Annotated in this window: 21 protein-coding genes and 1 tRNA gene; 7 read left to right on the forward strand and 15 right to left on the reverse strand. The window is 59.0% G+C overall.

From position 1 onward, the window contains the following. A partial coding sequence (locus tag E5J99_RS19205) for a transposase (protein WP_167852239.1) occupies nucleotides 1-206 on the reverse strand: 206 nt, incomplete at its 3' end. Between the two features lie 60 nt (nucleotides 207-266). On the opposite strand from E5J99_RS19205, the gene E5J99_RS19210 reads away from it, so the two are divergent. Genes E5J99_RS19210 through E5J99_RS22330 form a run of 3 tightly spaced genes read left to right on the forward strand, consistent with a single transcriptional unit; the run spans nucleotide 267 to nucleotide 697 of the window. Continuing rightward, nucleotides 267-413: a recombinase family protein gene (locus E5J99_RS19210; RefSeq protein WP_135499437.1), complete on the forward strand. Its 147-nt coding sequence runs from the start codon at nucleotides 267-269 to the stop codon at nucleotides 411-413. Nucleotides 414-422: 9 nt separating this feature from the next. Next, nucleotides 423-587, forward strand: a complete 165-nt coding sequence (locus E5J99_RS21440; RefSeq protein ID WP_167852240.1) for a hypothetical protein — start codon at nucleotides 423-425, stop codon at nucleotides 585-587. Nucleotides 588-607: 20 nt separating this feature from the next. Further along, a complete protein-coding gene (locus tag E5J99_RS22330) occupies nucleotides 608-697 on the forward strand; it encodes a hypothetical protein (RefSeq protein WP_135499438.1) in 90 nt (29 codons plus the stop codon). A gap of 533 nt (nucleotides 698-1,230) precedes the next feature. Here E5J99_RS22330 and E5J99_RS19220 read toward each other — a convergent pair. Further along, a tRNA-Arg gene (locus tag E5J99_RS19220) sits at nucleotides 1,231-1,305 on the reverse strand. Nucleotides 1,306-1,478: 173 nt separating this feature from the next. On the opposite strand from E5J99_RS19220, the gene E5J99_RS19225 reads away from it, so the two are divergent. Further along, nucleotides 1,479-1,928 carry an organic hydroperoxide resistance protein gene (locus E5J99_RS19225; RefSeq protein ID WP_135499439.1) on the forward strand — a complete coding sequence of 150 codons (450 nt, stop codon included), beginning with the start codon at nucleotides 1,479-1,481 and terminating at the stop codon, nucleotides 1,926-1,928. Between the two features lie 78 nt (nucleotides 1,929-2,006). Here the strand turns inward: E5J99_RS19225 and E5J99_RS19230 are convergent, their stop codons facing one another. The 3 genes from E5J99_RS19230 to E5J99_RS19240 form a co-directional block, all read right to left on the reverse strand. After that, the gene (locus E5J99_RS19230) at nucleotides 2,007-2,900 is read right to left on the reverse strand and encodes a transglutaminase-like domain-containing protein (protein WP_167852241.1); all 894 of its coding nucleotides are present in this window, start codon (nucleotides 2,898-2,900) and stop codon (nucleotides 2,007-2,009) included. A 225-nt stretch (nucleotides 2,901-3,125) separates the two neighbouring features. Next, nucleotides 3,126-4,328, reverse strand: coding sequence for an ADP-forming succinate--CoA ligase subunit beta (sucC, locus tag E5J99_RS19235; RefSeq protein WP_135499441.1), 1,203 nt, complete (start codon nucleotides 4,326-4,328; stop codon nucleotides 3,126-3,128). Between the two features lie 211 nt (nucleotides 4,329-4,539). Further along, the gene (locus tag E5J99_RS19240) at nucleotides 4,540-5,673 is read right to left on the reverse strand and encodes a glycoside hydrolase family 113 (protein WP_135499442.1); all 1,134 of its coding nucleotides are present in this window, start codon (nucleotides 5,671-5,673) and stop codon (nucleotides 4,540-4,542) included. 183 nt (nucleotides 5,674-5,856) lie between these two features. Between E5J99_RS19240 and E5J99_RS19245 the strand changes: the two genes are divergently transcribed. The 3 genes from E5J99_RS19245 (at nucleotide 5,857) to E5J99_RS19255 (ending at nucleotide 9,841) form a co-directional block, all read left to right on the forward strand. Then, the gene (locus E5J99_RS19245) at nucleotides 5,857-6,513 is read left to right on the forward strand and encodes an ABC transporter ATP-binding protein (protein ID WP_135499443.1); all 657 of its coding nucleotides are present in this window, start codon (nucleotides 5,857-5,859) and stop codon (nucleotides 6,511-6,513) included. 407 nt (nucleotides 6,514-6,920) lie between these two features. Then, entirely contained in the window at nucleotides 6,921-7,715 is a 795-nt protein-coding gene (locus tag E5J99_RS19250) for a hypothetical protein (RefSeq protein WP_135499444.1), read from the forward strand. A 206-nt stretch (nucleotides 7,716-7,921) separates the two neighbouring features. Continuing rightward, on the forward strand, nucleotides 7,922-9,841 hold the full coding sequence (locus E5J99_RS19255) for a RecQ family ATP-dependent DNA helicase (protein ID WP_245319118.1): 1,920 nt from the start codon (nucleotides 7,922-7,924) through the stop codon (nucleotides 9,839-9,841). A gap of 454 nt (nucleotides 9,842-10,295) precedes the next feature. Here E5J99_RS19255 and E5J99_RS19260 read toward each other — a convergent pair whose 3' ends face one another. From E5J99_RS19260 to E5J99_RS19305, 10 genes are all read right to left on the reverse strand, one after another. After that, nucleotides 10,296-10,976, reverse strand: coding sequence for a type 1 glutamine amidotransferase domain-containing protein (locus tag E5J99_RS19260; RefSeq protein WP_135499445.1), 681 nt, complete (start codon nucleotides 10,974-10,976; stop codon nucleotides 10,296-10,298). Between the two features lie 72 nt (nucleotides 10,977-11,048). Beyond that, nucleotides 11,049-11,360: a putative quinol monooxygenase gene (locus E5J99_RS19265; RefSeq protein ID WP_135499446.1), complete on the reverse strand. Its 312-nt coding sequence runs from the start codon at nucleotides 11,358-11,360 to the stop codon at nucleotides 11,049-11,051. Between the two features lie 5 nt (nucleotides 11,361-11,365). Beyond that, nucleotides 11,366-12,523 (reverse strand): iron-containing alcohol dehydrogenase, encoded by a 1,158-nt coding sequence (locus E5J99_RS19270; RefSeq protein ID WP_135499447.1) that lies wholly within the window; start codon nucleotides 12,521-12,523, stop codon nucleotides 11,366-11,368. 98 nt (nucleotides 12,524-12,621) lie between these two features. Next, on the reverse strand, nucleotides 12,622-13,620 hold the full coding sequence (locus E5J99_RS19275; protein WP_135499448.1) for an NADP-dependent oxidoreductase: 999 nt from the start codon (nucleotides 13,618-13,620) through the stop codon (nucleotides 12,622-12,624). 143 nt (nucleotides 13,621-13,763) lie between these two features. Next, nucleotides 13,764-14,198: an organic hydroperoxide resistance protein gene (locus E5J99_RS19280; RefSeq protein ID WP_317128839.1), complete on the reverse strand. Its 435-nt coding sequence runs from the start codon at nucleotides 14,196-14,198 to the stop codon at nucleotides 13,764-13,766. Between the two features lie 42 nt (nucleotides 14,199-14,240). After that, entirely contained in the window at nucleotides 14,241-14,690 is a 450-nt protein-coding gene (locus E5J99_RS19285) for a MarR family winged helix-turn-helix transcriptional regulator (RefSeq protein WP_135499449.1), read from the reverse strand. A gap of 354 nt (nucleotides 14,691-15,044) precedes the next feature. After that, on the reverse strand, nucleotides 15,045-15,344 hold the full coding sequence (locus E5J99_RS19290; RefSeq protein WP_135499450.1) for a rhodanese-like domain-containing protein: 300 nt from the start codon (nucleotides 15,342-15,344) through the stop codon (nucleotides 15,045-15,047). 79 nt (nucleotides 15,345-15,423) lie between these two features. Next, complete coding sequence (locus E5J99_RS19295) at nucleotides 15,424-17,322, reverse strand: T9SS type A sorting domain-containing protein (protein WP_135499451.1); 1,899 nt, start codon at nucleotides 17,320-17,322, stop codon at nucleotides 15,424-15,426. Nucleotides 17,323-17,482: 160 nt separating this feature from the next. Next, complete coding sequence (locus tag E5J99_RS19300; RefSeq protein ID WP_135499452.1) at nucleotides 17,483-18,268, reverse strand: PASTA domain-containing protein; 786 nt, start codon at nucleotides 18,266-18,268, stop codon at nucleotides 17,483-17,485. Between the two features lie 243 nt (nucleotides 18,269-18,511). Further along, nucleotides 18,512-21,247 carry a D-alanine--D-alanine ligase family protein gene (locus tag E5J99_RS19305; RefSeq protein WP_135499453.1) on the reverse strand — a complete coding sequence of 912 codons (2,736 nt, stop codon included), beginning with the start codon at nucleotides 21,245-21,247 and terminating at the stop codon, nucleotides 18,512-18,514. Nucleotides 21,248-21,699: the final 452 nt, after the last annotated feature.

The raw sequence follows: 21,699 nt of genomic DNA on the forward strand, positions 1-21,699 counted from the left end.
GTGAACAGTTTGCGGCGCATCTGGGCATATACGGCTGTGCCGTACTGTTTCAGCCACGCCTGCAGCGACGCGTGGTTGATGCCCAGGCGCTGAATCACTTCGCGCTGCGACAATCCGGATTCGACTACCCGCACGGCCTCCTGGCGGAAGGCAATAGCATAATTCTCATTTTTGGCCCGGCGTGGGGGCCGCTCGGTTTCGGTCATACATCAACTGAGTGATGTATAGCCCTAGCCGGACGAGACATAGCCCTAGCCGGACGAGACATGTTTGCCGACGCGCACAAGCGCAAGTTTGACTTCGTGTTCTTCTGGAGCTTGGACCGCTTCAGCCGCGAGGGTGCGCTGGCCACGCTCACCTACCTCAACCAACTGGAGTCGTGTGGGGTGAGCTATAAGTCCTACACCGAGTAATATTTGGACTTGACTGGCATTTTCAAGGATGCCCTCGTTTCGCTGCTGGCTACGCTGGCCAAGCAGGAGAAGGTGCGGCAGGGTGAGCGGGTGAAAGCAGGGCTGGTGCGTACCGTGGCCAAGGGCACAAGCTCGGGGCTCCGGTTATCGATACCAAAGTGGTTGAGCAGGTGAGGTCGTTGAAGAGTGTCGGTATGTCGAACCAGCAGATAGCGAAGGCTATGAGTATTTCGCCCAGCACGGTGGCAAAGTATCTCGCCAAAGAAGCAAGCCCCGCCGAGTAGCGGGGCTTTTTCGTGTCCCTTTTGGGGGTGGCAAAGGGAAGGTACTTCGGACCTCACTTCATTTTCTAACCCCCATTTTATGAAACGTTTTCTTGTTGGCTTCATTGGAGCCGCCCTCTTGCTCGGGAGTACTGCAGCCGCCAGTCCGCGGCCGGCACCCGAACCCAAGGCCATCCAGCAACTGGACATAAGCCATATCGGCGCAGTACCCGGTATTGTGCTGGATCACTGGGGGGCGACGCAAGTAGCAGACAGCCCCAGTGTGAGCACACCCGCGTGTGTAGTGGCCAGTCCCCTCTACCAGGTAGCGCAGGGTGCCAAGTTTCGGACGTACCACAGCAAGCAGCTGCACTACCGAAGTAGATAGCATAAAATTAATGGGCGGTGGTACAATTTTCATCACCTGCTTGGGCGAAAACGACCGTTGCCGCAGGCAGATTTGCCGCCAGATATGAGGCAAATCGGATAAGACTGCCACTCAAACTGCCACTGACTAAATAAAAAATACCCTCACGATACCGTGAGGGCATTTTTGGTGGTCGCGCTAGGAATCGAACCTAGATCAAGAGCTTCGGAAACTCTCATACTATCCGTTGTACGACGCGACCAGTACGGAACAGATATGGGGCAAAAGTAGCCAGAAAAACACGCGCTGCCAAACCGGATGCGCATTTGCCGACACTGATTCCGGCAAAAACCGACGAAAACGGAAGTAACCAAAACTGACTTAAGCTAGTTAAGTCAGATACACAACCGATTACTCGACCAACCAACACCCATCATGAAAAAGAATTTGTATACGGCCGATGCAACGGCTACCGGCGGCCGTAGTGGCCACGTGCGCTCTTCCGACAAAGTTATTGACATGACCATGTCGGTGCCCGAAGGGCTGGGCGGCAAGCAAGGTGCTACCAACCCTGAGCAACTCTTCGCGGCTGGCTATGCCTCCTGTTTCCAGCAGGCCCTGATTGTTATTGCCGGCCGTGAAAACCAAAAATTTGACCCTGAAAGCACCGTACAGTGCTCTGTTACTCTATTTCAGGAAGGCGAAGGCTACGGCCTAAGCGCAGTTCTGGACGTAGATCTGAAAGGGATGGACCAGCAGACGGCAACTGATATGGTAAACAAAGCGCACCAGATTTGCCCATACTCGGTGGGCACGCGCGGAAATATGGAAGTGGAGTTGAAAGTAGCCGGGCAGCCGGCTGTCGTGGCCGCCGATAATGCCTAGCGTTTCCCTTTTTCTTTAAGCATAAGAAAGCCTCCGCTAGCACTTGGCGGAGGCTTTCTCATAGACTGTACATGACAGTTAGTAGGCTCGTCCTACATCATGCAAACTCGGCTTATTGGCTTCTCCGCTGAGCATCTCCACCGGCCGCGGGTAGAAGGTAGTGACCGAATTGGTGTAGCGCATACGGCGGATTGGGGTATCACGCTGAAATACGGTGGGACACTTAGCTCCCAGCGGGACCAGCATCACGCCGGTGGGCTGCGTTTTGATGCCAAAGCGGTTATCGAGCACCGTATCAAAGTAGTAAAGGTAGGGGCTTACCCAATTGAAATACGTCTTGGCCCGCGTGTTGGAAGCCGTTTCGATGCGTAATCCTGGGGCATTGGTAGCTAGGGCTTTCTGTAGTTCAACGACGTTAATGGGCTTGTTATTGAGCAAGGGTACGGCATCCCATTGGCCGTCCAGCATAGCCCATTTCTGCTGGTCGCGCAGCCACACTTCCGTCACGGCGTGGCCGGCACCTTCGCGGCGGGTTTCCGCGTCGGCCGTCTTCAGATAGACTGCCCGCGCCGGCATGCCCAAGGCCGCCAATGCTCCACTGAGTACGATGCTATACTCGATGCATTGAAAATTGCTGCCCAGGTCGGCTTCTTTGAGAATAGAGAGCGGATCGGGTTTTTTAGCCCGCACATGCCCGTCGTGCACCCAGCGGTTGTGGACCCAGGTGCAGAGCGTCCGGGCTTTTTCCAGATCAGTAGTCTTGCCGGCTACAATATCGGTCAGAGCGTAGTTTTCGCGCAATGTTACCAAGTACGCTTCATCAGCGGCACTGTATTGAAACAAACAGGGCGCATCGTCGGGAGCAAGAGCAAACTCCAGCGCTTTGCCAGATGAGGGCTGCGCGGTGGCTACCAGAGTAGGGCCAGTTAAAGCCGCTAACAGCGCAAATCCGGTAATTGCCTTATAAATCATGCGTAAGAGTGTATGCAAGTAGGAGGTAGTACGGGAGTGGGAGGCAGGGTTCTAACGTGAAATAAACTTGTAGGTTTTTGCTAATCCATAGCGCAATAACACTATAATTTTGTTATTAACCATGTTTAAATAGAATGATAACTACATGGTCATGTGGCGTAAAAAAGCCCGCTCGATGTGTCGAGCGGGCTTTTTGAGCATTTCCGTAGCGGAAATAACAGCGGGTTACGCCTGTTGCGAAGCCAATACTTCCTTCACTTTCTGGGCGGCGTCCTTCAGCAACACGGCCGAGAATACTTTCAGGCCGCTCTCGTCGATGATGCGGGCACCTTCTTCGGCATTGGTACCCTGCAGGCGTACGATAATCGGCACACGGATGTCGCCGATGTTCTTGTAGGCTTCCACTACGCCATTGGCCACCCGGTCGCAGCGGACGATGCCACCGAAGATGTTAATCAGGATAGCCTGTACGTTCGGGTCTTTCAGGATGATGCGAAAACCGGCTTCTACGGTCTGGGCATTGGCTCCACCCCCCACGTCGAGGAAGTTGGCTGGCTCGCCGCCGCTGAGCTTAATGATGTCCATCGTAGCCATGGCCAGGCCGGCACCGTTTACCATGCAGCCTACGTTGCCGTCGAGCTTCACATAGTTCAGGTTCGACGCTGAAGCTTCTACTTCCAACGGATCTTCCTCGTTGGTGTCGCGCAGGGCTACGAAATCTTTGTGGCGGTAGAGGGCATTTTCGTCGAGGCTAACCTTGGCGTCTACGGCCAGGATCTTGTTGTCCGACGTTTTCAACACGGGGTTGATTTCGAACATCGAAGAGTCCGTCTCATCATACGCCTTGTAGAGCGCCGACACGAACTTCACCATTTCCTTGAACGCCTCACCTTCCACGCCCAGGTTGAAGGCAATTTTGCGGGCCTGGAAGCCCTGCAAGCCCACACGAGGGTCGATGTATTCCTTGTGGATCTTCTCGGGATGCGCCTCGGCTACTTCCTCGATGTCCATGCCACCCTCGGTGGTATAGATGATGACATTCTGGCCTGAGGTGCGGTCGAGCACCACGCTCATGTAATATTCCTTGGGCTCGGAAGCACCGGGGTAATACACATCCTGCGCTATCAGGACTTTATTCACTTTGCGGCCTTCGGCACCAGTTTGCTTGGTTACCAGCTGCATACCGATGATCTGGCCAGCAATTTCTTTGACCTGCTCCAGGTTTTTGGCGAGTTTCACCCCGCCCCCTTTGCCGCGGCCGCCCGCATGAATCTGGGCCTTAATCACATACCAGCTGGTGCCGGTTTGCTCGGTTAGCTTTTTAGCGGCTTCCACGGCTTCTTCGGCCGTGTCGGCTACCAGGCCTTCCTGAATGCGGACGCCATAGCTTTTGAGGATTTCTTTACCCTGATACTCGTGAATGTTCATAGAGGGTCAGTTCAATGGGGGTTGACGGGGTGGTGTTCTAGGCCACGAAAGTAGGCATTATTCGCTCTCCATGCGAGCAACGCCCAGTAATAGGGCCGGGAGGGCTGAAAAACGCGCTTTTATCACCTACGCGTGTCGGGTATACTGGCTCGGTAGTCAATAGTTCGATTGTAGCTGTAGAGTAGGAAAAAATAGTAACACTACCTGCTCACTACCGCCCGAACCACTGCGCCATCACCTGCTCGGCGGGTTTGTGCTGGGGCGTGAAGTCGGCGTGGCGGCGGGCGGGGCCATCGGGGGTTAGGCCGGGATACCACTTCCAGATAAATAGGCCTTTGAACCACCGACGGGGCCAGAAAGTCTCGAAGAGGGCAGCGTAGCAGGCTGCTTGTGTCTGCTCATCGGGCGTGATGAACACTGCCGTGCGGTCGGGCCACGTCCAGGGAGCAATAGCGGCATCGGCGGTATTACGGTAGCCCGCCTCCGTGAATACCACGGGCTTTTTGAATTTCTTCAGTACACGCTCAATGGCCACCCGGTGCGGCTGCCAGGCGGCCAGCAGTTCTGCTTTGGTGGGGGCAGCGGTTTTGCTCAGTGGGAAATACGCCTGAACGCCGATGAAATCCAGTGCGTCCCAGAACTGAATCTGTTCAAACTCGCCGCTCCAGTTGGCCGCGTATGTTAGCGGGCCGTGGTACACGCTCCGCACCTGCTTGATGAGAGTCCGCCATTCCTGCTCGTGGCCGACCGTTTTTTCCAGCTCCGTGCCAATGCACAGGCCGCCCAGCTGGTTTTCTTCCGCCAGCTGGGCATAATGCAGGATAAAAGTGGTGTAGGCGGCAAACCAGGCTTGCCAGTCGGCGGGCGTCTGCATGGCAATGCTGCCGGGCCAGGTGCCGGCCCCGCGTACCCACAAATGGGGTTTGAGCAAGGTCTGGATGCCGTGCTGCCGCGCTAGCTGGGCCGTGTGCGCAATGCCGTAGTCCGTTTCGCCCCAGTAGTCCCGACTACGGCGGCGGGTGCCGGCCCCGGTGTGGAGTTGCACGGCCGGCAGGGCCGCATCGGCCTGCCAGCCAAAGGGCGTTTGTACAATCCAGGTGACGTGGGCGCGGGTGAGCGGCTCCAAATCGGCGGCGGTTACGGAGTCGCCGGCGACCCAGCTCACGCCCCGAAACCGGCCGTCGGCGAGCCGTTCGGCCAGTGGCCTTGCCGCCGCCGGCAACGGCGGCAAGGCGGCCGGAAAGTGCGGCCATTGCCACCACGCCGCTACCAGGGCCAGCAACAGCCCAAAGGTAGCGACAGGCCACAGCCACAGCCGATGACGCGAGACAAACAGGGCATCCATGAGAAGATAGAAGCGAAGCGGGTGAAAAAGAAATACGGGCTATAAGCGGCCCGGCTTGGGTTTTATCCGTAGCAGAGCCGGGAGTGAGTCGGCAAACCCAGGCTAATCTGCATTTGAAACCCGACAACTCCCGACATTGCGTAGATTTGTTTTTAATCCGCGCTCATTCTATTCTGCTTTCCCTTGCTGCAGGCCATCAACGTTCGAAAGAAATACAACACGCTGGAAGTGCTCCGGGGCATTGATCTAACGATTGAGAAATCGGAAATCGTGTCGATTGTGGGTTCCTCGGGAGCCGGAAAAAGTACCCTGCTGCACATTCTGGGTACGCTCGACAATCCGGATTCGGGGGAGGTGCTCTTCGATGGCACTTCGGTCAGCTCGCTGGGGCGCTCCAATCTGGCCAAGTTTCGCAACCGGCACATCGGCTTCATTTTCCAGTTTCACAACTTGCTGCCCGAGTTTACGGCTCTCGAAAACGTGTGTCTGCCGGCCTACCTGGCGGGGCGCTCGGAAAAGGAAACCCGGGTGCGGGCCCGCGAGCTGCTCGGGATGCTGAACCTGGAGCGCCGCGCCGACCACAAGCCTTCGGAGATGAGCGGCGGCGAGCAGCAGCGCACCGCCGTAGCCCGCGCCCTGATCAACTCGCCCGAAATCATCTTCGCTGATGAGCCCAGCGGCAACCTCGACTCGCAGAACGCCCACGAATTGCACCAGATATTCTTTCTGCTGCGCAAAGAGCTGGGCCAGACCTTCGTTATCGTGACTCACAACGACCAGCTAGCCGAAATGGCCGACCGTAAAATTACCATGAAGGACGGCAACATCTGGGAAGGCTAGGCCTGCCGTAGCGCAACGTCTGACCGGCCGGGCCGCTCACCGCTTCGCGAAGCGGCGTTTCGGTGTACAGCCACCGGTTCAGATCTTCCTTCCCTTAAGTATAGGAGCCCCGTCGGATTTGTATCCGGCGGGGCTTTTGTATGCGCTTGGTCCGCGTAGCGGGTACGAACCCACGAGTGGATCGACAGCCAAAATAAGAGGACTGAACAGGGAACAGATCGAATATCTGAGACGTTTTCTATTCTGCTAACCTGTTTAGGAATAGGGTATCTTTAATTTGTTCGTAAGTAACTGATAGTCATCAATAAAATTTACTAAAAAAATGCACATTTCTTGCACCAAAAACTACGTGCATTAGTTAGGTAATAGAACAACAAAACGTACTACAGGGAATTAACAACAAGACCATGACTGAGGCCATCAAAAACCCGAAAGATCAGGTTCGCAAGAACAAAGTGGAGAGCTACGATATTGCTCGCTCCGATGAGACGCTGGATTTGGCCAAGGATTTGGCCAAGTTTATCAAGGACAACAAGCTCACCACGAATGTGCAGGGCAAGGAGTTCGTGAACGTGGAAGGCTGGCAGTACGCTGGCTCGCGCCTGGGCATCGTGCCCATCGTCGACCACGTTATCAATGTCTCGACCGAAACCGAAATAAAATATCAAGCCAAGGTGACGCTGTTCGACCTCAAGTCGGGTCACACGGTGGGGGCGGGCTTCGCCATCTGCTCCAATAAGGAGAGCGGCAAGAAGTTCTACCAGGAGTTTGCCATCATGAGCATGGCCCAGACCCGGGCTATCGGCAAAGCCTACCGTAACATCCTGGCTTGGATTATCCGGGCAGCAGGCTACGAGCCTACCCCGGCTGAGGAAATGGACTATGCGGGCAACACGACCGATGCGAAGGTGGTTGCCGCTATGCCAGCTCCTCAGGAAGCGCCGGTGGCGCCGGTAGCCGCCGCCATGAAAGCGGTACCGGCTGAACCAGCATCGACTGAAGCTCCGGCGGTGTCGTATGCTACGGCAGCGCAGAAAGAGGAGATTATCCGTTTGCTCAACCACCCGGTGATTACTCGCCAGGAAAAGACCAAGATGCTCCTGAACATCAACCGTCTGGATGAGGAGCGCGCCTCGCAGGCCATTGCCAAGCTCCGCAAGGCTATCGACGACCGTGAGAACGGTGAGTCGGCAGCTGCCTAAGCTACACGAAAGAATATGCATCGAAAGCCCGGTTCCGTATGGAGTCGGGCTTTTTTGCGTTTGTTCTGCTCCACACGTCACTTGTGCTGCTCCCAGCCGGCATGCGCCTGGCGAAGGATAACAAGTGGAAAAATGACGGCTAGCAGCTACTTCCGTTTCCGGCCCGGCCCCGCTACCTTCGTAGCCCGCTTACTCTATCTGTTTCCGTGTCTTTACCTACCGACGATATTCTACTGGTTTTGCGCCAGACCTGGGGCCACACGGCTTTTCGGCCGATGCAGGAGGAGATTATCCGAGCGGTGCTGGCCGGGCACGATGCGCTGGCGCTGCTGCCCACGGGTGGCGGCAAAAGCATCTGCTTTCAGGTGCCGGCCCTGGCCCGGCCGGGTTTGTGCCTGGTCGTCTCGCCGCTGATTGCGCTAATGAAAGACCAGGTGGAAAACCTGCGCAAGCGCGGCATCAAGGCCGAGGCCGTGTACGCGGGCATGAGCCACACCGAAATCGACCAGACGCTCGACAACTGCGTGTATGGGCCGGTGAAGTTCCTGTACGTGTCGCCGGAGCGGCTGCTGACGGATATGTTTCAGGCCCGGGTCAAGAAGATGCGGGTGAGCTTACTGGCCGTGGATGAGGCCCATTGCCTTTCGCAGTGGGGCTACGACTTCCGGCCCCCGTACCTGCGCATCGCCGAGCTGCGCGAAATGCTGCCGGGCGTGCCCTGCATTGCCCTCACGGCTACCGCTACCGAGCAGGTGCGGCAGGATATTGTGGAGAAGCTGCATTTCGGAGCTGGTCACCAGGTATTTCTGCAGAGCTTCGCCCGGCCTAATTTGTCGTATTCGGCCCTGCCCACGGAAGACAAGCTCAAGCGGCTGCTGGAAGTGGTGCGCGGGGTGGGCGCCGAGAAAACCAGCATCGTGTATGCCCGCACGCGCCGCCAAACCGAGGATACGGCCGCTTATCTGCAGCAGGCCGGCGTGAAGGCCGCGCCGTATCACGCCGGTCTGCCCTCGGAGCAGCGCACCCGCACCCAGCAGGACTGGATGCAGAACCGTACCCGCTGCATTGTGGCTACCAACGCCTTCGGCATGGGCATCGACAAGCCCGATGTGCGCCTGGTCGTTCATCTCGATGCGCCCGATAACCTGGAGGCCTACTACCAGGAAGCCGGCCGGGCCGGGCGCGACGAGAAGTATGCCTTTGCCGTGCTGCTGCGCGGCCCCAACGATGCTGATGAGCTGCGCCGCCGCACCCAGCAGGCCTTTCCGCCCCTCGATACGGTGCGGCGCGTATACCAGGCGCTGGCTAACTTCTCGCGCACGGCCGTGGGCGGCGGCGAGCTGGTAGCCTTCGACTTCGACCTGCAGCAATTCGCCGAAACCTACCGCATCAAGGCGCTGGATGCGCACAACAGCCTCCGGACGCTGGAGCGGGAAGGGTTCGTGCAGGTGAACGAGGCCGTCAACAATCCGGCGCGGGTGCACATTCCCATTAACCACACCGATCTGTACCGGTTTCAGGTGGCCAATGCCCAGCACGACCAGCTTATTAAAAGCCTGCTGCGCTTCAATGGGGGCGAGCTGTTTGTGGGCTTCCAGCGGATTTCGGAGAACAGCCTGGCCCAGTACCTGAAAGTAAGCGTGGTAGACGTGCGCAAGACGCTGTTGTTTTTGCACCGCTCGGGCATCATTCAGTACCAACCCAAGCACGAGTCGCCCCAGGCGCTGTTTACCACCGGCCGCCACGACGCGGCCAAGCTGCCCCTGGATCAGAAGCGCCTGAATCAGGCCCGGGAGCTGGCCGTGCACAAAACCGAATCGGTGATTCGCTACGCCGATGGGGGGCGCTGCCGGCAGCAACTTTTGCTGGAATATTTCGGGGAACTGGATGCCCCGGCCTGCAAGGTCTGTGACTATTGTCTGGCCGAGAAGAAAGCCCGCCAGACCCCGCCGGCCGCTACCGAGCTACGGAGCCAGCTGCTCAACATGCTAAAAGCCACGCCCCAAACGCCGCGCGAAGTACTGACGCATTTCGCGCCCGGCCAAGCCACAGCCGTAACCGAGCAACTGCGGGAACTGGTGGAGCTAGGCGAGCTGCGCTATGCGCCGGACGGGCGGCTGGGGTAGTTCATATGCTGGAGCTTAGGGCAGATTTGGGAATCGGCAAAAACTCCGTTTGCGTCATGCTCATTCGGCGTCCGCGTAGCGCAACGCAGTCGAAGCATCTCTGCCGCTTCGGCCATAAGCTGCTAACGGCGCGGTAGAGGTGCTTCGGCAAGCGGACGCCAGATGAAGGATGACAATTCCCAAACACGCTTTTATTGGTTTTCTAATGCTGTGCCGCTGTGCAATGATTGAAGCTTTTAGGAAGTATGTCGAAGGTCATGCTGAGCAAAGTCGAAGCATGTCGCGTGCAGTAGTAATCAAATTGCCATTGCACGCGAGATGCTTCGACTGCGCTCAGCATGACGTTCCAGTGGATTTGAGCGACTTCCTAAACAGCTTCACCGTGAAAAAAAACGCCCCGGCCGCGCCTGAAACAGGAGCAGCCGGGGCGGCTTGCATTGCAACGCTTTCCGAATTATTTCTTCAGCAGCTTCAGCAGCTCTTGGGCCGCCGGCTCGGAAGAAGCCGGATTCTGGCCCGTAATCAGGTTGCCATCCGTCACTACGTACGGCTGCCAGTCGGCTCCTTTGGAGTAGTGGCCACCGTTTTGCTTCAGCATATCTTCCACCAGGAAAGGCACGATGTCGGTGAGCTGCACGGCGGCTTCTTCGGTGTTGGTGAAGCCTGCTACTTTTTTGCCCTGCACCAGCGGCTCGCCGTTGGCGGCTTTGGTGTGGCGCAGTACGCCGGGCGCATGGCACACGGCCGCTACGGGCTTGCCGGCAGCGTAGAAGTTTTCAATCAGTGCAATGGAGGTTTTATCCTCGGCCAAATCCCAGAGCGGACCGTGGCCGCCGGGGTAAAATACGGCGTCGTAGTCGGCCGCCACAATGGTGTCGAGCTTCACGGTGTGGGCCAGGGCCTTTTGGGCTTCCGCGTCCTTTTTGAAACGCTCCGTGGCTTCGGTCTGCGCGCTGGGCTCGTCGCTTTTAGGGTCGAGGGGCGGCTGGCCACCGGCGGGGGAGGCCAGGGTCAGCGTCGCGCCGGCGTCTTTGAAAACGTAGTACGGTGCGGCAAATTCCTCCAGCCAAAAGCCGGTTTTATGCCCCGTGTTGCCCAGCTGGTCGTGGGACGTTACTACTAGTAGAATATTCATGGTAGTCGGTTAGAGAGTGAGAATGAAAGCGGCTACGCTCAGCAGATCAGTCAGTTGGGAATGATCAGCCCGCTACGCGAGCAGCAAGCGGTAAAACGTGGTTTTGCGCTCGGCCAGCAGCGGTACTATCTGACCCAGCACCAAGTCCTGAAAGTGAGGGGCGGCCCGGTGCGCTATCTGCGCGGCTTGGTCGACGTACTGCTCGTAGATGAAGAAGCGCGCCGGCTCGTCGGCCGACTGGTGAGCCGTGTACACCAAGTTGCCGGGCTCGTGCTGGCGCACGGCAGCGGCGGCTTCCAGCAGCAGGCGGCGCACCGTTTCCACGTGGTCGGGCTGCACCAGCCATTCGGCGGCGACGCAGTAAATAGCAGCTTGATCTGGCATGGCGTTTAGAGGCTAAGGGTGAGGATTTTTTCGATGTCGGCAATCTGCAGGTCGGCCCGCTCGCCCAGGTTTTTCACGCCACGCTCCGTAAAGCGCTGCACGATATGCTGAATGGTATCGGGGCCAACTTCGTAATCTGAGAGCCGGGTTTTGATGTCCAACGATTCAAAGAAGCGCACGGTAGCTTGCACGGCGGCTTCGGCGCGCTCCTCATCGGTGCCGGTCGTGATATTCCAGACGCGCTGGCCGTACTGCACCAGCTTCTGGAGCTTGCCCGCGCGGCGGTAGCGCAGCATGGCGGGCAGCACGATGGCCAGCGTGCGGGCATGGTCGATGCCGTGCAGGGCCGTCAGCTCGTGGGCCACGTAGTGCGTGCTCCAGTCGGTGATTACGCCGGCGGCCAACGTCCCGTTCAGGGCGTTGGTGGCGCTCCACATGAAGTTGGCCATGGCGTCGTAATCCGTGGGGTTGGCCAGCACTTTGGGGCCTTCCTCCAGCAGCGTCAGCAGCACGGCTTCGGCCAGCCGATCCTGCAGCGGCGTATTAATGGAATACGTCAGGTACTGCTCCAGCACGTGGGTGAAAGCATCGGCAATGCCGTTGGCAATCTGGCGCGGGGGCAGCGTAAAGCAGGTTTCGGGGTCCAGAACCGAGAATTTGGGGAAAGTAAGCGGCGAGCTGAACGCCAGCTTTTCCTGCGTCGATACGCGGGTGATGACCGAGCCAGAGTTCATTTCGGAACCCGTGGCGGGCAACGTCAGGACCGCGCCAAAGGGCACCGCGCTGGCAATTTTGGCCTTCCGGCTAAGAATATCCCAGGGGTCTTCCCCGGCAAACGGTATGGCGGCGGCAATGAACTTGGTGCCGTCGAGCACCGAGCCACCACCCACGGCCAGTATAAAATCGATTTGCTCGGTGCGGGCCAGCGCCACGGCCCGCATCAGCGTTTCGTAGTGCGGATTGGCCTCAATGCCACCAAACTCAACGGTCGTAAAGCCTTGCAACGCCGCCTTCACCTGGTCGTACACGCCGTTGTGCCTGATGCTGCCCCCGCCATAGGTGACGAGCACTTTGGCCCCGACAGGAATCTGCTGGGTCACGCTGGCAATCTGGCCTTTGCCAAACAGAATGCGGACTGGATTATAAAACTGGAAGTTTTTCATGTCTTGGACTAAAGGTTTTCGGGCCGCGCGACGCAAGCCGCACGGGTTGGCTGTGTGCTACAATCAGCTACAGGCCGCAGCAGGAGAGGAGCCCGGCTTCAGGCCACCTTCACGATGGCCTTACCAGTATTCTCGCCGCTGAACAGGCCCAGAAAAGCCGCCGGAATCTGGTCGAAGCCCTCCGTTATGGTTTCCTCGAACTGCAGCTGGCCCGCGCCATACCATTCGGTGAGCTTCGCTATGCCCTCGGGCCAGCGGCTGAAATAGTCGCTGACAATGAAGCCCTGCAGCCGGGCGCTGGTGGTGAGCAGCTTCCCCTCGGGGCGCGGCCCGGTGGGCACTACGGCATCGTTGTAGCTCGAAATCTGCCCGCAAAGCGCAATGCGGGCGTGCTTGTTGAGCAAGCCATACACCGCGTCGGTGATGGGGCCGCCCACGTTGTCGAAGTAGCAGTCGATGCCAGCAGGAGCCGCAGCGGCCAGGGCCTGGGCTATGTCGGGCGTTGTTTTGTAGTTGATGGCTTCATCGAAGCCGAGCTGTTTGAGGTAAGCCACCTTCTCATCGGAGCCGGCCGTGCCCACCACGCGGGCCCCCTGAATCTTGGCCAGCTGCCCCACTACCATCCCCACGGCCCCCGCCGCGCCCGATACCACTACGGTTTCGCCGGCTTTGGGCTGGCAGATATCGAGCAGGCCGAAGTAGGCCGTCAGCCCCGGCATGCCCAGCAGCCCCAGAAAGTAGCTTACCGGTGCTTGGTCGGTCGGCACGCGGTTTAGGCTCTTGCCATCGGCGAGGCTGTAGTGCTGCCAGGGTAAGTTGCCCACCACCACGCTGCCTGCCGGGAAGGCTTCGTTGCGGCTCTCCACCACTTCGGCCACCGCGCCGCCCGCCAGGGGTTCGCCCACGGCAAACGGCGGCACGTAGGATTTGCCCGCGTTCATACGGCCGCGCATGTAGGGGTCCACGGAAACGTACAGGGTTTTGAGCAGTACCTGACCTGCCTCGGGCGTCGGCAAGTCGAGGGTTTCGAAGCGGAATTGCGCGGCCGTTGGCAGGCCGCTGGGACGACTGGCCAGCAGAATAGCTTGTGTTTTCATAGCAGAGAGAGCAGAAAAAGGATAGAAACGAAAACTATCATCCTGAGCCGACGCGGAATTCCTGCGTCGCGAAACAACTCGTTCCGAGGAGCCAAGTCTCTGCGCAAACTCAGGATGACAGGCAAGCGTACACGACCTGCTGCTTACGCGTTGGTCGTCGTATTCAGTGTTACTTCAATGTTGCCTTTGGTCGCCCGCGAATAGGGGCAAATGCCGTGGGCGGCCTCTACCAGCTCTTCGGCCTGGGCCTGCTCGAAGCCGGGCAGGTTGATGTGCAGGTCGGCCGAAATGCCGTAACCCCCGTCTTCTGCCTTGCCAAAGCCGATGAAGGCTTCTATCGTTACCTCCTGGAGCTGCACTTTGGCCTGCCGGGCGGCTACGCCCAGCGCACCTTCGAAGCAAGCAGCGTAGCCGGCGGCGAAAAGCTGCTCGGGGTTGGTAGCGCCGGTTTTACCGGGGCCGCCCATTTCTTTCGGCGTGCTCAGGTCAATGGTCAGCACGTTATTATTGGTCGTAACATGGCCGTCGCGGCCACCTTTGGCCTTGGCCTGAGCGGTGAAGATTTTCTCGATTTTCATCAGAAAAGAAAAAGTGTGGAGTAATAAAAACAGCTTGTCCAATCAGGAAAGCTGGGTTAAAAGCGTGTTGAGCTGAGCCCGCAGCGTTTCGAACTCCGCTGCCGACATGCCCAGGCGCGTAAGCATCTGCTCGGGAATATGGCAGGCTTGCTCGCGCAGCGCCCGGCCCGTCGGCAGCAGCCCGATAATCACGGACCGCTCGTCGCGCGGGTCGCGGCGGCGGCTGAGCCACTGCTTCTGCTCCATGCGCTTGAGCAGCGGCGTGAGCGTGCCCGAATCGAGCAGCAGCTTCTCGCCCAGCTCCTTCACCGTCAGCTCGTCATGCTCCCAGAGCAGCAAAAACACCAGATACTGCGGATAAGTCAGATCCAGGGATTGTAGATAGGGCTGGTAGGCTTTGGTAAGCATCCGCGACACGGCGTAGAGCGGGAAGCACAGCTGGTTTTCCAGCTTCAGCAATGCGTCGGAAGGGTTTTGGCTGGGCTTGTTCATTTCGTTGTGCAAGTATAACGCGTATAGTTGCACAATGTTTAATTGTGTGCAACTAAATTTAAAACGAACGCACGACATATCCATCGGGGAGCGTGAACAGCAAAAAGATGGAACATCCTGTCGACCAGCGGTAGGCATCTCGCGTGCAGTAGTACTGCTATTTACCATGGCACGTGAGACTTCTCCTCTCTGCTTGATACGCAGAATGGTCGGCAGCACGTCCGGAGAAGTGTAAAAAACGCCCCGGGAACGCTCCGGTCCACACTGCCCAGGAGAGAGTAGTATTCCGGAAAATAAACTGCCGGTACTCCGCGTCGCGGAATACCGGCAATAGTCAGCAAACGAATTGGCCTTTTACAGCTGCTGATACGCCCCGAAGCCGCCCAGCAGATTGCGCACGTTGCTGAAGCCGTGCTGGATGAGCAGGGCCTTGGCCGAGGCCGAGCGGCCACCGCCTTTGCAATGCACGATGATTTCCTGGTCTTTCAACTCTTCCAGGTCACTGATTTTATCGGGTAAAGTGCCCAAAGGAATGTTCTGGCTGCCTTCGATGCGGGCTTCTTCGTTTTCCCAGGTTTCGCGCACGTCCAGAATAATCGGCTTTTCGCCGGCGGCCTGACGCTGCTTTAGCTCCGCAGGAGTGATGTCGTTCATAAGGTGAGAGTAGGGGTGGATGACAAGTAGGAGTCGAGGCCGCAACGATAGCCAATTTCGGCCAAACAACGGCCGCCGCCTACCGGACCAGCATTAGCCGTTTGGTAACCAGCAGGCCGTTGGGCAGCGTGAGCTGCACCAGGTACAAGCCGCCGGGCAGGTGGCTTAGGTCCAGGGCGGGCTGCCCGAGCTGGGCCGTCGGCTGGGCCCAGGCCACGCGGCCCAGCGCATCGAGCACGGTGGCTTGCTGGTACGGGCCTTCTACCCGCACCAGACCAGTGCTGGGGTTCGGATACAGGGAGTAGGCCGCTGCCGTGCGCGCATCGGCCGTAGCAGTTACGGCGGTGTTGTTCGTCATGACGGGGCGCATGATGATGGAGCCGGCGGGCGCGCCGCCCACGCTGGAATAGTCGAAGGAGGCATTTTCCCAAACGCCGAACGTATTCCTCAGAAAGTAGCCTTCGGGTGGCGCGTTGTTCAGATCAACGCCAAACGGCACCACCTGATTGCCAAACGGCCCGTGCCCGTAGCCCACGTAGAAAGTACCGGAAACGGATACCGGCGCGGCAAATATGATGTCGATAAACGGCTGGCCGGCTGGCAGCGTCGCCGGAATCGTGATGCTCTGGGTGGCCTTAGGCTGGGCAGTGGGTTTGCCGCCCTCATCATCCCACACACTGGCCGTAATTACGCGGCCCGCCGCTGCGGGCAAAATAGGGTAGATGCGCAGGCTGCGCACCTGGTCGGGCTTGTTCAGGTCGAAGCGCAGGGCGCGGTAGCGCAGGCCGCCCGTCGAAAACCGCTCGATGCTAAGCGTGCCTTCCGGGGTGCCGTCGTCGTAGGCGTAGTAATTTCTGAGCTGAGTAAGCCGCGAAATGGTGTCGTTGCGCACGGTGGGGGTAGTAGCGGTTTCGCCCGTGAGCAGGTAAATAGAGTGGCGAATGGTTTTTTCCTCGGGCGTGAGCGGAATGGCCAGGCTGCGCGCATCTACCGTGACCGGCGTTTGGCGGGTGTGCGGGTCCAGTGACTTGCCGGTTTTGGCGGTCGTTGCCACCGGGCCGCCGGGCAGCACCTGCAGCGTGCCCAGCCAGTCGACGGGCGTACCCGCCGGCCCCGGTCCCAGGTTGTTGATGGTGGTGCTGATGCTGTTGTTCAGCTCGTTGGCAGGCGTGGGGCTGGCGTTATACTGCCACACGGGCATGGCCGTGTAGCGTTTCAGCAAGCTGGTCAGCGGCCGGCTGGTGGCAATATCCCGGTTGGTGGAGTCGGCGGCCGAGCGGTTGCGGTCCAGGCGTACGTAGTCGATGCTCCAGGCGTCGTCGTTGTCTACGTTCGACTGGTTGCCGGAGGTATGAAAGCGGAATTGGAATTTGGCGTGCAGAAAGCGGGCCTCGTTCACGGCAAAAAGCAGCTGCCGAAAGCCCGTGCGCTGCCCCTGACTGCGCTGCATCCAGATCGGCCGCCAGTCGTTGGGACCACCGTTACCCAGAAACTCCAGCTGGATGTACACCGGCCGCGAGCTGCTGGCGGCTGTGGGAGCGGAGAAAATATTGCCCGCCTGCCAGAAAAAGCTCAGATACACGTTGTCGGTAGCCGCCAGCCCGCTCAGGTCGATGGGTTGGGAGGTAAGCGTGTCGGTGTCACTGAAAAAGCTACCATAGGGCTGGCCCTTGCCATTGAGGCCGTCGAACGTAGCCGCGCCCCGCGAAGGAGGGGCCAGCACGAAGCGGTTGTTGACCAGGGTGCCGCCGCCCAGTGTCCAGCGCTGCACGCTGGGCGCGCCCTCCGGCTGAGTCGAGAAATCGTCGAAGAAGGGCAGCGAAAGCACCGTGGTACGGGCTGCGGCAGGCGGGCTGTTCGGAGTTGAAGCCCGGCTCGGGTCGTGGGTCAAAACGCCGAGACTCTGCGCCTGGGCCGCCGGGGACAGCAGGCCGGCAACCAGCAAAAAGGAATACGCTAGACGGAATAAACGGGTCATAGAAGCAAGTTACGTAAGCTAAACGCGGGCAGCGGTCAGAATATTTCAAGTTCCTGACCCTGAGAAGACCACTGGCCGCAGTTGAGTTCAGCCACCACGCAAAAGACCTTCCCGGCTGGTCCGGAAAGGTCTTTTGCGTGGCTACGTATCGAAAGAGCCGCTACTGCACCGACTTGAGTGGGGCGTCGCCCGCAATCCAGAGGTCCACGAGCTGACCCATGCGGATAGTCGCGCCGGGTGCGGCTACGGGGCGCTGCTTCACGACGCTGCCATCGGTCTGCCCTTCCTCGGCGGGCTGGTAGAAGATTTCGCCCACCTGCAGGCCCTGCCCCACGAGCAGCGTGGCGGCTTCATCCTGGGGCATATTCACGACGTTGGGTACCGGAAATTCCTGGTTGCCCTGGCCGTCGCCGACCACCAGATCGACGCGGGTGCCCTTGGCAATGGGCGCGCCGGGCGCTATTTCCTTGCCGCCTACCAGCTGCTTGAGCACCGCGTTTTGCGCCAGATCGGGCACCAGCTGGATTTCGCCCACCACCAGATCATAGCTTTTCAGAATCATCTGGGCGTTTTTCACCGAGCCATCCACCAGCTTGGGCATCTTAATAACCGGCGGGTTTTTCATACTCACCGAGATATAGATTTTGCGGTCTTCCTTCACCCGCTCGCCCGGCGCGGGGTCCTGGGTGAGCACCGTGAAGGGCGGAATGGTAGGGTTGTAGCTGCTGTCGTCCACAAAAAAGCGCAGATTCCGCTCGTCGAGGTAGTCTTCCAGTGCTTCCTGCTTCATGCCCGTAATCTTGGGCACCACGATGGTTTCGCCGTGATTGGTGGTGATGGGCAGATACACGAAGAAAAAGCCAAACAGCAACAAAGCCCCTCCCGCCCCAATCACCAGCAGGTGCTTGAGGACGTCGATGGGCGTATCAGATTTGAGAAACGACATTTGGGAAAAAAATACTAGAAGTGGTAGCCGGAATGCAGAGCGAAAGGTAGGAGCTTGGAGGCAGAAGCTGATAAGAAACTAGAAAGCTAGTTCCCCTCCTTTTTTCAAGGAGGGGCAAGGGGTGGTTCAATCGTGGGACGATTGGTAGAACTAGCTCTATAAATCGTTCTGGCGTGGTCAACCACCCCGCCCTTCGGGTACCCCTCCTTAGCGAAGGAAGGGAACTGGAATAGTTTCTGGCTTCTAGCCAGCCGCCGTCAGCCTGGCGTTGCGCTCTTTGCCAAACTCCAAAATCCGGTCGATGAAATCGTAGGGCGTATAGCCGCTGAGGGCCGTTTGGTGGAAGATGCAGGTGGCGGGCGTCATACCGGGCAGGGAGTTCACCTCGATAATAATGACCTCCACGGCCCCCGTTTCGCGCACCCGCACGAAGGCGTCGATACGGGCGTAGCCCTGAATGTTGAGTACTTCGGCCACGCGCTTCAACTCCGCTTTTACCTCGTCGGAGATGCGCTGGCGCTCCGAAGCTTCAGGAGCGTAGCGGGCCGGGGTGATGTTCTGGCCTTCGCCGGCCAGAAATTTCTCTTCCAGGCTCAGCACTTCGCCCGTCGCCAGGGCCTCCGAGGCTTCGAATACTTCGATGGCCAGCGTCCCATCAGCCTGCCAGTGCGTGAGCAAGCCGCCGGTGACTTCGAGGAAATGGCGGGCCCCGTCGCGGGCAATCAGGGTTTCTACCAGGAAGGCCTCCTTCTGCGGAAACTCCTCCTTGAAGCCCAGACTCAGCACCGTGGCGGGCGCGGGCAGCAGCGCTTCCTGGTCGCGGAAGATGAGCTGACTGAAGGCTTCCAGCTCCGCGCGGTTCTTGATTTTTTTCACCGCCGAGGAGCAGCCGTCATCCGCAGGCTTGGCGATGAAAGGATACGGGAACTGCCTTTCGAGGCTGCGGTAGAAGATTTCCGCGTCGGCGGCCCATTCCAGGCGGTTGGCCATGCGGTGTTCGGCCACGCGCAAGCCCGCTTCGCGCAGACGGCGGTTGGTCTCAAACTTATTGATGGTGATGCTGCTGCTTTCCACCCCCGAGCCATTGTAGGGCAGGCCGAGCTTTTCCAGCTCCCGCTGCAGCGCGCCGTCTTCGCCGGGGCGGCCGTGCAGGGCAATAAACACCTCATCCACTTCCTCGGCCAGCTCGGCAAAGGTGAGGTGACGCGGCTGAGCCGTGGCCTGGCCCGCGTAGGTGCTGGTAATGGTGCTGGCCTCCTGGCGGATGCGCTCCAGCACCGGATGCAGGGCGTGGCCCGCCTCGGCATGCTCTATTTTCTCCCGAATATCGTCGGCGTTATCCTTCAGCATCACGTTGATAGGCAGCACGTAGAGCCGAAAGTCCTGGCTGTTGCCGGTCAGAAACACGGGCACGGGCTCATACTTCACCGAGGAGCTGAGCTTCTCGTAGATGTTGCGGCCACTTTCCACCGAAATGTGCCGCTCCGACGAGTAGCCACCCATAATCACGGCTACTTTGGTGCGGGTGCGCTCCTCGTGCCGGCGCGAAGCCACCGCCGCATCGAGCTGCTGTAACAGCCCGCCCAGCCGCACCGGCTGCATGCCGGCCCGGCGGCGTGCCGCCAGCGAGGTACGAATCAGGAAGGTGAGGAACTGCGACGGATTCAGGCCGATTTCGGCAGCCTGGTGGAAGAAGAACGAGGCCGGCAGCATGCCCGAGGTAGTGTTCGGGTCGTTGAGAAACAGCTGGTTGTCTTTGGTCAGGAAGCCGTCGATGCGGGCATACACCTGGAAGCCGAAGGTACGGAACATCTCCTCACAGGCCTCCCGAATGCGCTGAATTTCAGCTTCGGGCAGGTCAATCGGCGTGATTTTGCGGCTCAGGCCGGGCAGGTACTTCGAGCGGTAGTCGAACATTTCCTCGCCCTTCACAATCTCAGTCGGCGGCAGGGCCAGCGGATTGCCGCTGGGGTCTTCGACTACGATGCACGAAAACTCCCGCCCCGCCACGAACGACTCGACCAACACCTGCGCTTCGCCATCCACGTTGGTCAGCAGCACAGCGTTGGCCGTTTCAAAAGCCCCATCTAAGGCCTGTAGTAGCGCTTCGGGATGGTAGATAATGCCCGAATCAGCCGAAGTAGTATTACCCAATTCTGCCTTCTTGCCCGACAAGACCACCGGTAGGCCGATGCCTTCCCGAATGTCGGTCAGCTGCTGCACCCAGAGTATTTTGTCCCGCTCGCCCAGGCGGCTCCACTCGGCGCGGGTCACGGTTTTGCGGAACAGGCTCCGCTCTACGGCCGCGCCGAACTTGGCCGCGTCGGCTTCGCGGAGAATGGAAATACCGATGCTGGAGCCCTGGCGCGGCGCTTTAAATACGAGCGGTAAGCCTAGCTCCCGCACCAGATAGTCGAGCATAGCGCCCTGGCTGGCAGCCGCGTCCCAGTCCTCGGCCGTCAGCACCCGGTACTCCGGCGTGGGCCGATTCAGGGCTTTGAGGAGTTTTTTCTGGGCAATCTTATCGATGCCGAATGCCGAAGGCAAAATACCCGAACCGGAGTACGGGATGCCGTACCACTCCAGCAGGCCCTGAATGGCGCCGTCTTCGCCGCCGGGGCCGTGCAGGGCCAGGAAGGCGAAGTCCAGCAGCTCGCGCAGCTCGTGGGGCAGCACGCGCCGGCCTACCTCGCCGATGATGCGGTCCTGCTCCTGGATGCTCAGCTCGCCGAGGCTTTCGAGGTACACCTGCAGCTTGTGCTGCGACTCGGGCAGGGCCGACACCGGCGGGTAAAAGTCGCGGATGGTGCCTTTATAGATGTAGTGCCAGTCAAGCAGAATGAAGTTGCCGCGACTATCCACGAAGATGGGTACGGCCTGGAACAGAGACTTGTCCAGGTTATCATATACCGTGCGGCCGCCGGCAAAGGATATTTCCCGCTCACGCGACGGGCCGCCGAAGAAGATGCCTATTTTCATACGTACGACAAAGGTACGAGTGATTGGGGGATTGGCGCGGCCATAGGCACGATGGGCCGAGCAGTAGCGGCAACGCTGTAGGGCGCGTGGCCCGCGGCGTTCGGGCCGGTCGAATGCTTGTCGGTTAAGGCAGCGCGAGTTGCACAGCTCGCGCTGCTCTAACCGACTTTGTGCTAAGCTGTGTGGGTAATAGCGCTTTGGGAGGTGTTTTGCCTTTTTGGAACGTCATATCGAGCAGCGCGAGATATCTCGCGTGCAGTCGTTGGGTGACTACTCCTACGACTGCACGCGAGATGTCTCGCGCTGCTCGACAGGACGTTCTTGTTATAGCGGTTTCGTGAACGGTGTATCCTTTTATGGGTTTTTCCGTACGGTAAGATATGAAACCTTATTCGCTTGATTTACGCACCCGCGTCGCCGCAGCCTGTGAGCAGGCCGGCTCACGCCAGCAA

The organism is Hymenobacter elongatus (assembly GCF_004745955.1).
Taxonomy (GTDB): Bacteria; Bacteroidota; Bacteroidia; order Cytophagales; family Hymenobacteraceae; genus Hymenobacter; species Hymenobacter elongatus.

Bases quoted from the DNA above. Each gene is read 5' to 3' on its own strand.
- E5J99_RS19250 (WP_135499444.1), top strand. From the start codon at position 6,921: ATGACTGAGGCCATCAAAAACCCGAAAGATCAGGTTCGCAAGAACAAA.
- E5J99_RS19285 (WP_135499449.1), bottom strand. From the start codon at position 14,690: ATGAACAAGCCCAGCCAAAACCCTTCCGACGCATTGCTGAAGCTGGAA.
- E5J99_RS19290 (WP_135499450.1), bottom strand. From the start codon at position 15,344: ATGAACGACATCACTCCTGCGGAGCTAAAGCAGCGTCAGGCCGCCGGC.
- E5J99_RS19305 (WP_135499453.1), bottom strand. From the start codon at position 21,247: ATGAAAATAGGCATCTTCTTCGGCGGCCCGTCGCGTGAGCGGGAAATA.
- E5J99_RS19240 (WP_135499442.1), bottom strand. From the start codon at position 5,673: ATGGATGCCCTGTTTGTCTCGCGTCATCGGCTGTGGCTGTGGCCTGTC.
- E5J99_RS19230 (WP_167852241.1), bottom strand. From the start codon at position 2,900: ATGATTTATAAGGCAATTACCGGATTTGCGCTGTTAGCGGCTTTAACT.
- sucC (WP_135499441.1), bottom strand. From the start codon at position 4,328: ATGAACATTCACGAGTATCAGGGTAAAGAAATCCTCAAAAGCTATGGC.
- E5J99_RS19295 (WP_135499451.1), bottom strand. From the start codon at position 17,322: ATGACCCGTTTATTCCGTCTAGCGTATTCCTTTTTGCTGGTTGCCGGC.
- E5J99_RS19225 (WP_135499439.1), top strand. From the start codon at position 1,479: ATGAAAAAGAATTTGTATACGGCCGATGCAACGGCTACCGGCGGCCGT.
- E5J99_RS19280 (WP_317128839.1), bottom strand. From the start codon at position 14,198: ATGAAAATCGAGAAAATCTTCACCGCTCAGGCCAAGGCCAAAGGTGGC.
- E5J99_RS22330 (WP_135499438.1), top strand. From the start codon at position 608: ATGTCGAACCAGCAGATAGCGAAGGCTATGAGTATTTCGCCCAGCACG.
- E5J99_RS19270 (WP_135499447.1), bottom strand. From the start codon at position 12,523: ATGAAAAACTTCCAGTTTTATAATCCAGTCCGCATTCTGTTTGGCAAA.
- E5J99_RS19265 (WP_135499446.1), bottom strand. From the start codon at position 11,360: ATGCCAGATCAAGCTGCTATTTACTGCGTCGCCGCCGAATGGCTGGTG.
- E5J99_RS19210 (WP_135499437.1), top strand. From the start codon at position 267: ATGTTTGCCGACGCGCACAAGCGCAAGTTTGACTTCGTGTTCTTCTGG.
- E5J99_RS19260 (WP_135499445.1), bottom strand. From the start codon at position 10,976: ATGAATATTCTACTAGTAGTAACGTCCCACGACCAGCTGGGCAACACG.
- E5J99_RS19275 (WP_135499448.1), bottom strand. From the start codon at position 13,620: ATGAAAACACAAGCTATTCTGCTGGCCAGTCGTCCCAGCGGCCTGCCA.
- E5J99_RS19300 (WP_135499452.1), bottom strand. From the start codon at position 18,268: ATGTCGTTTCTCAAATCTGATACGCCCATCGACGTCCTCAAGCACCTG.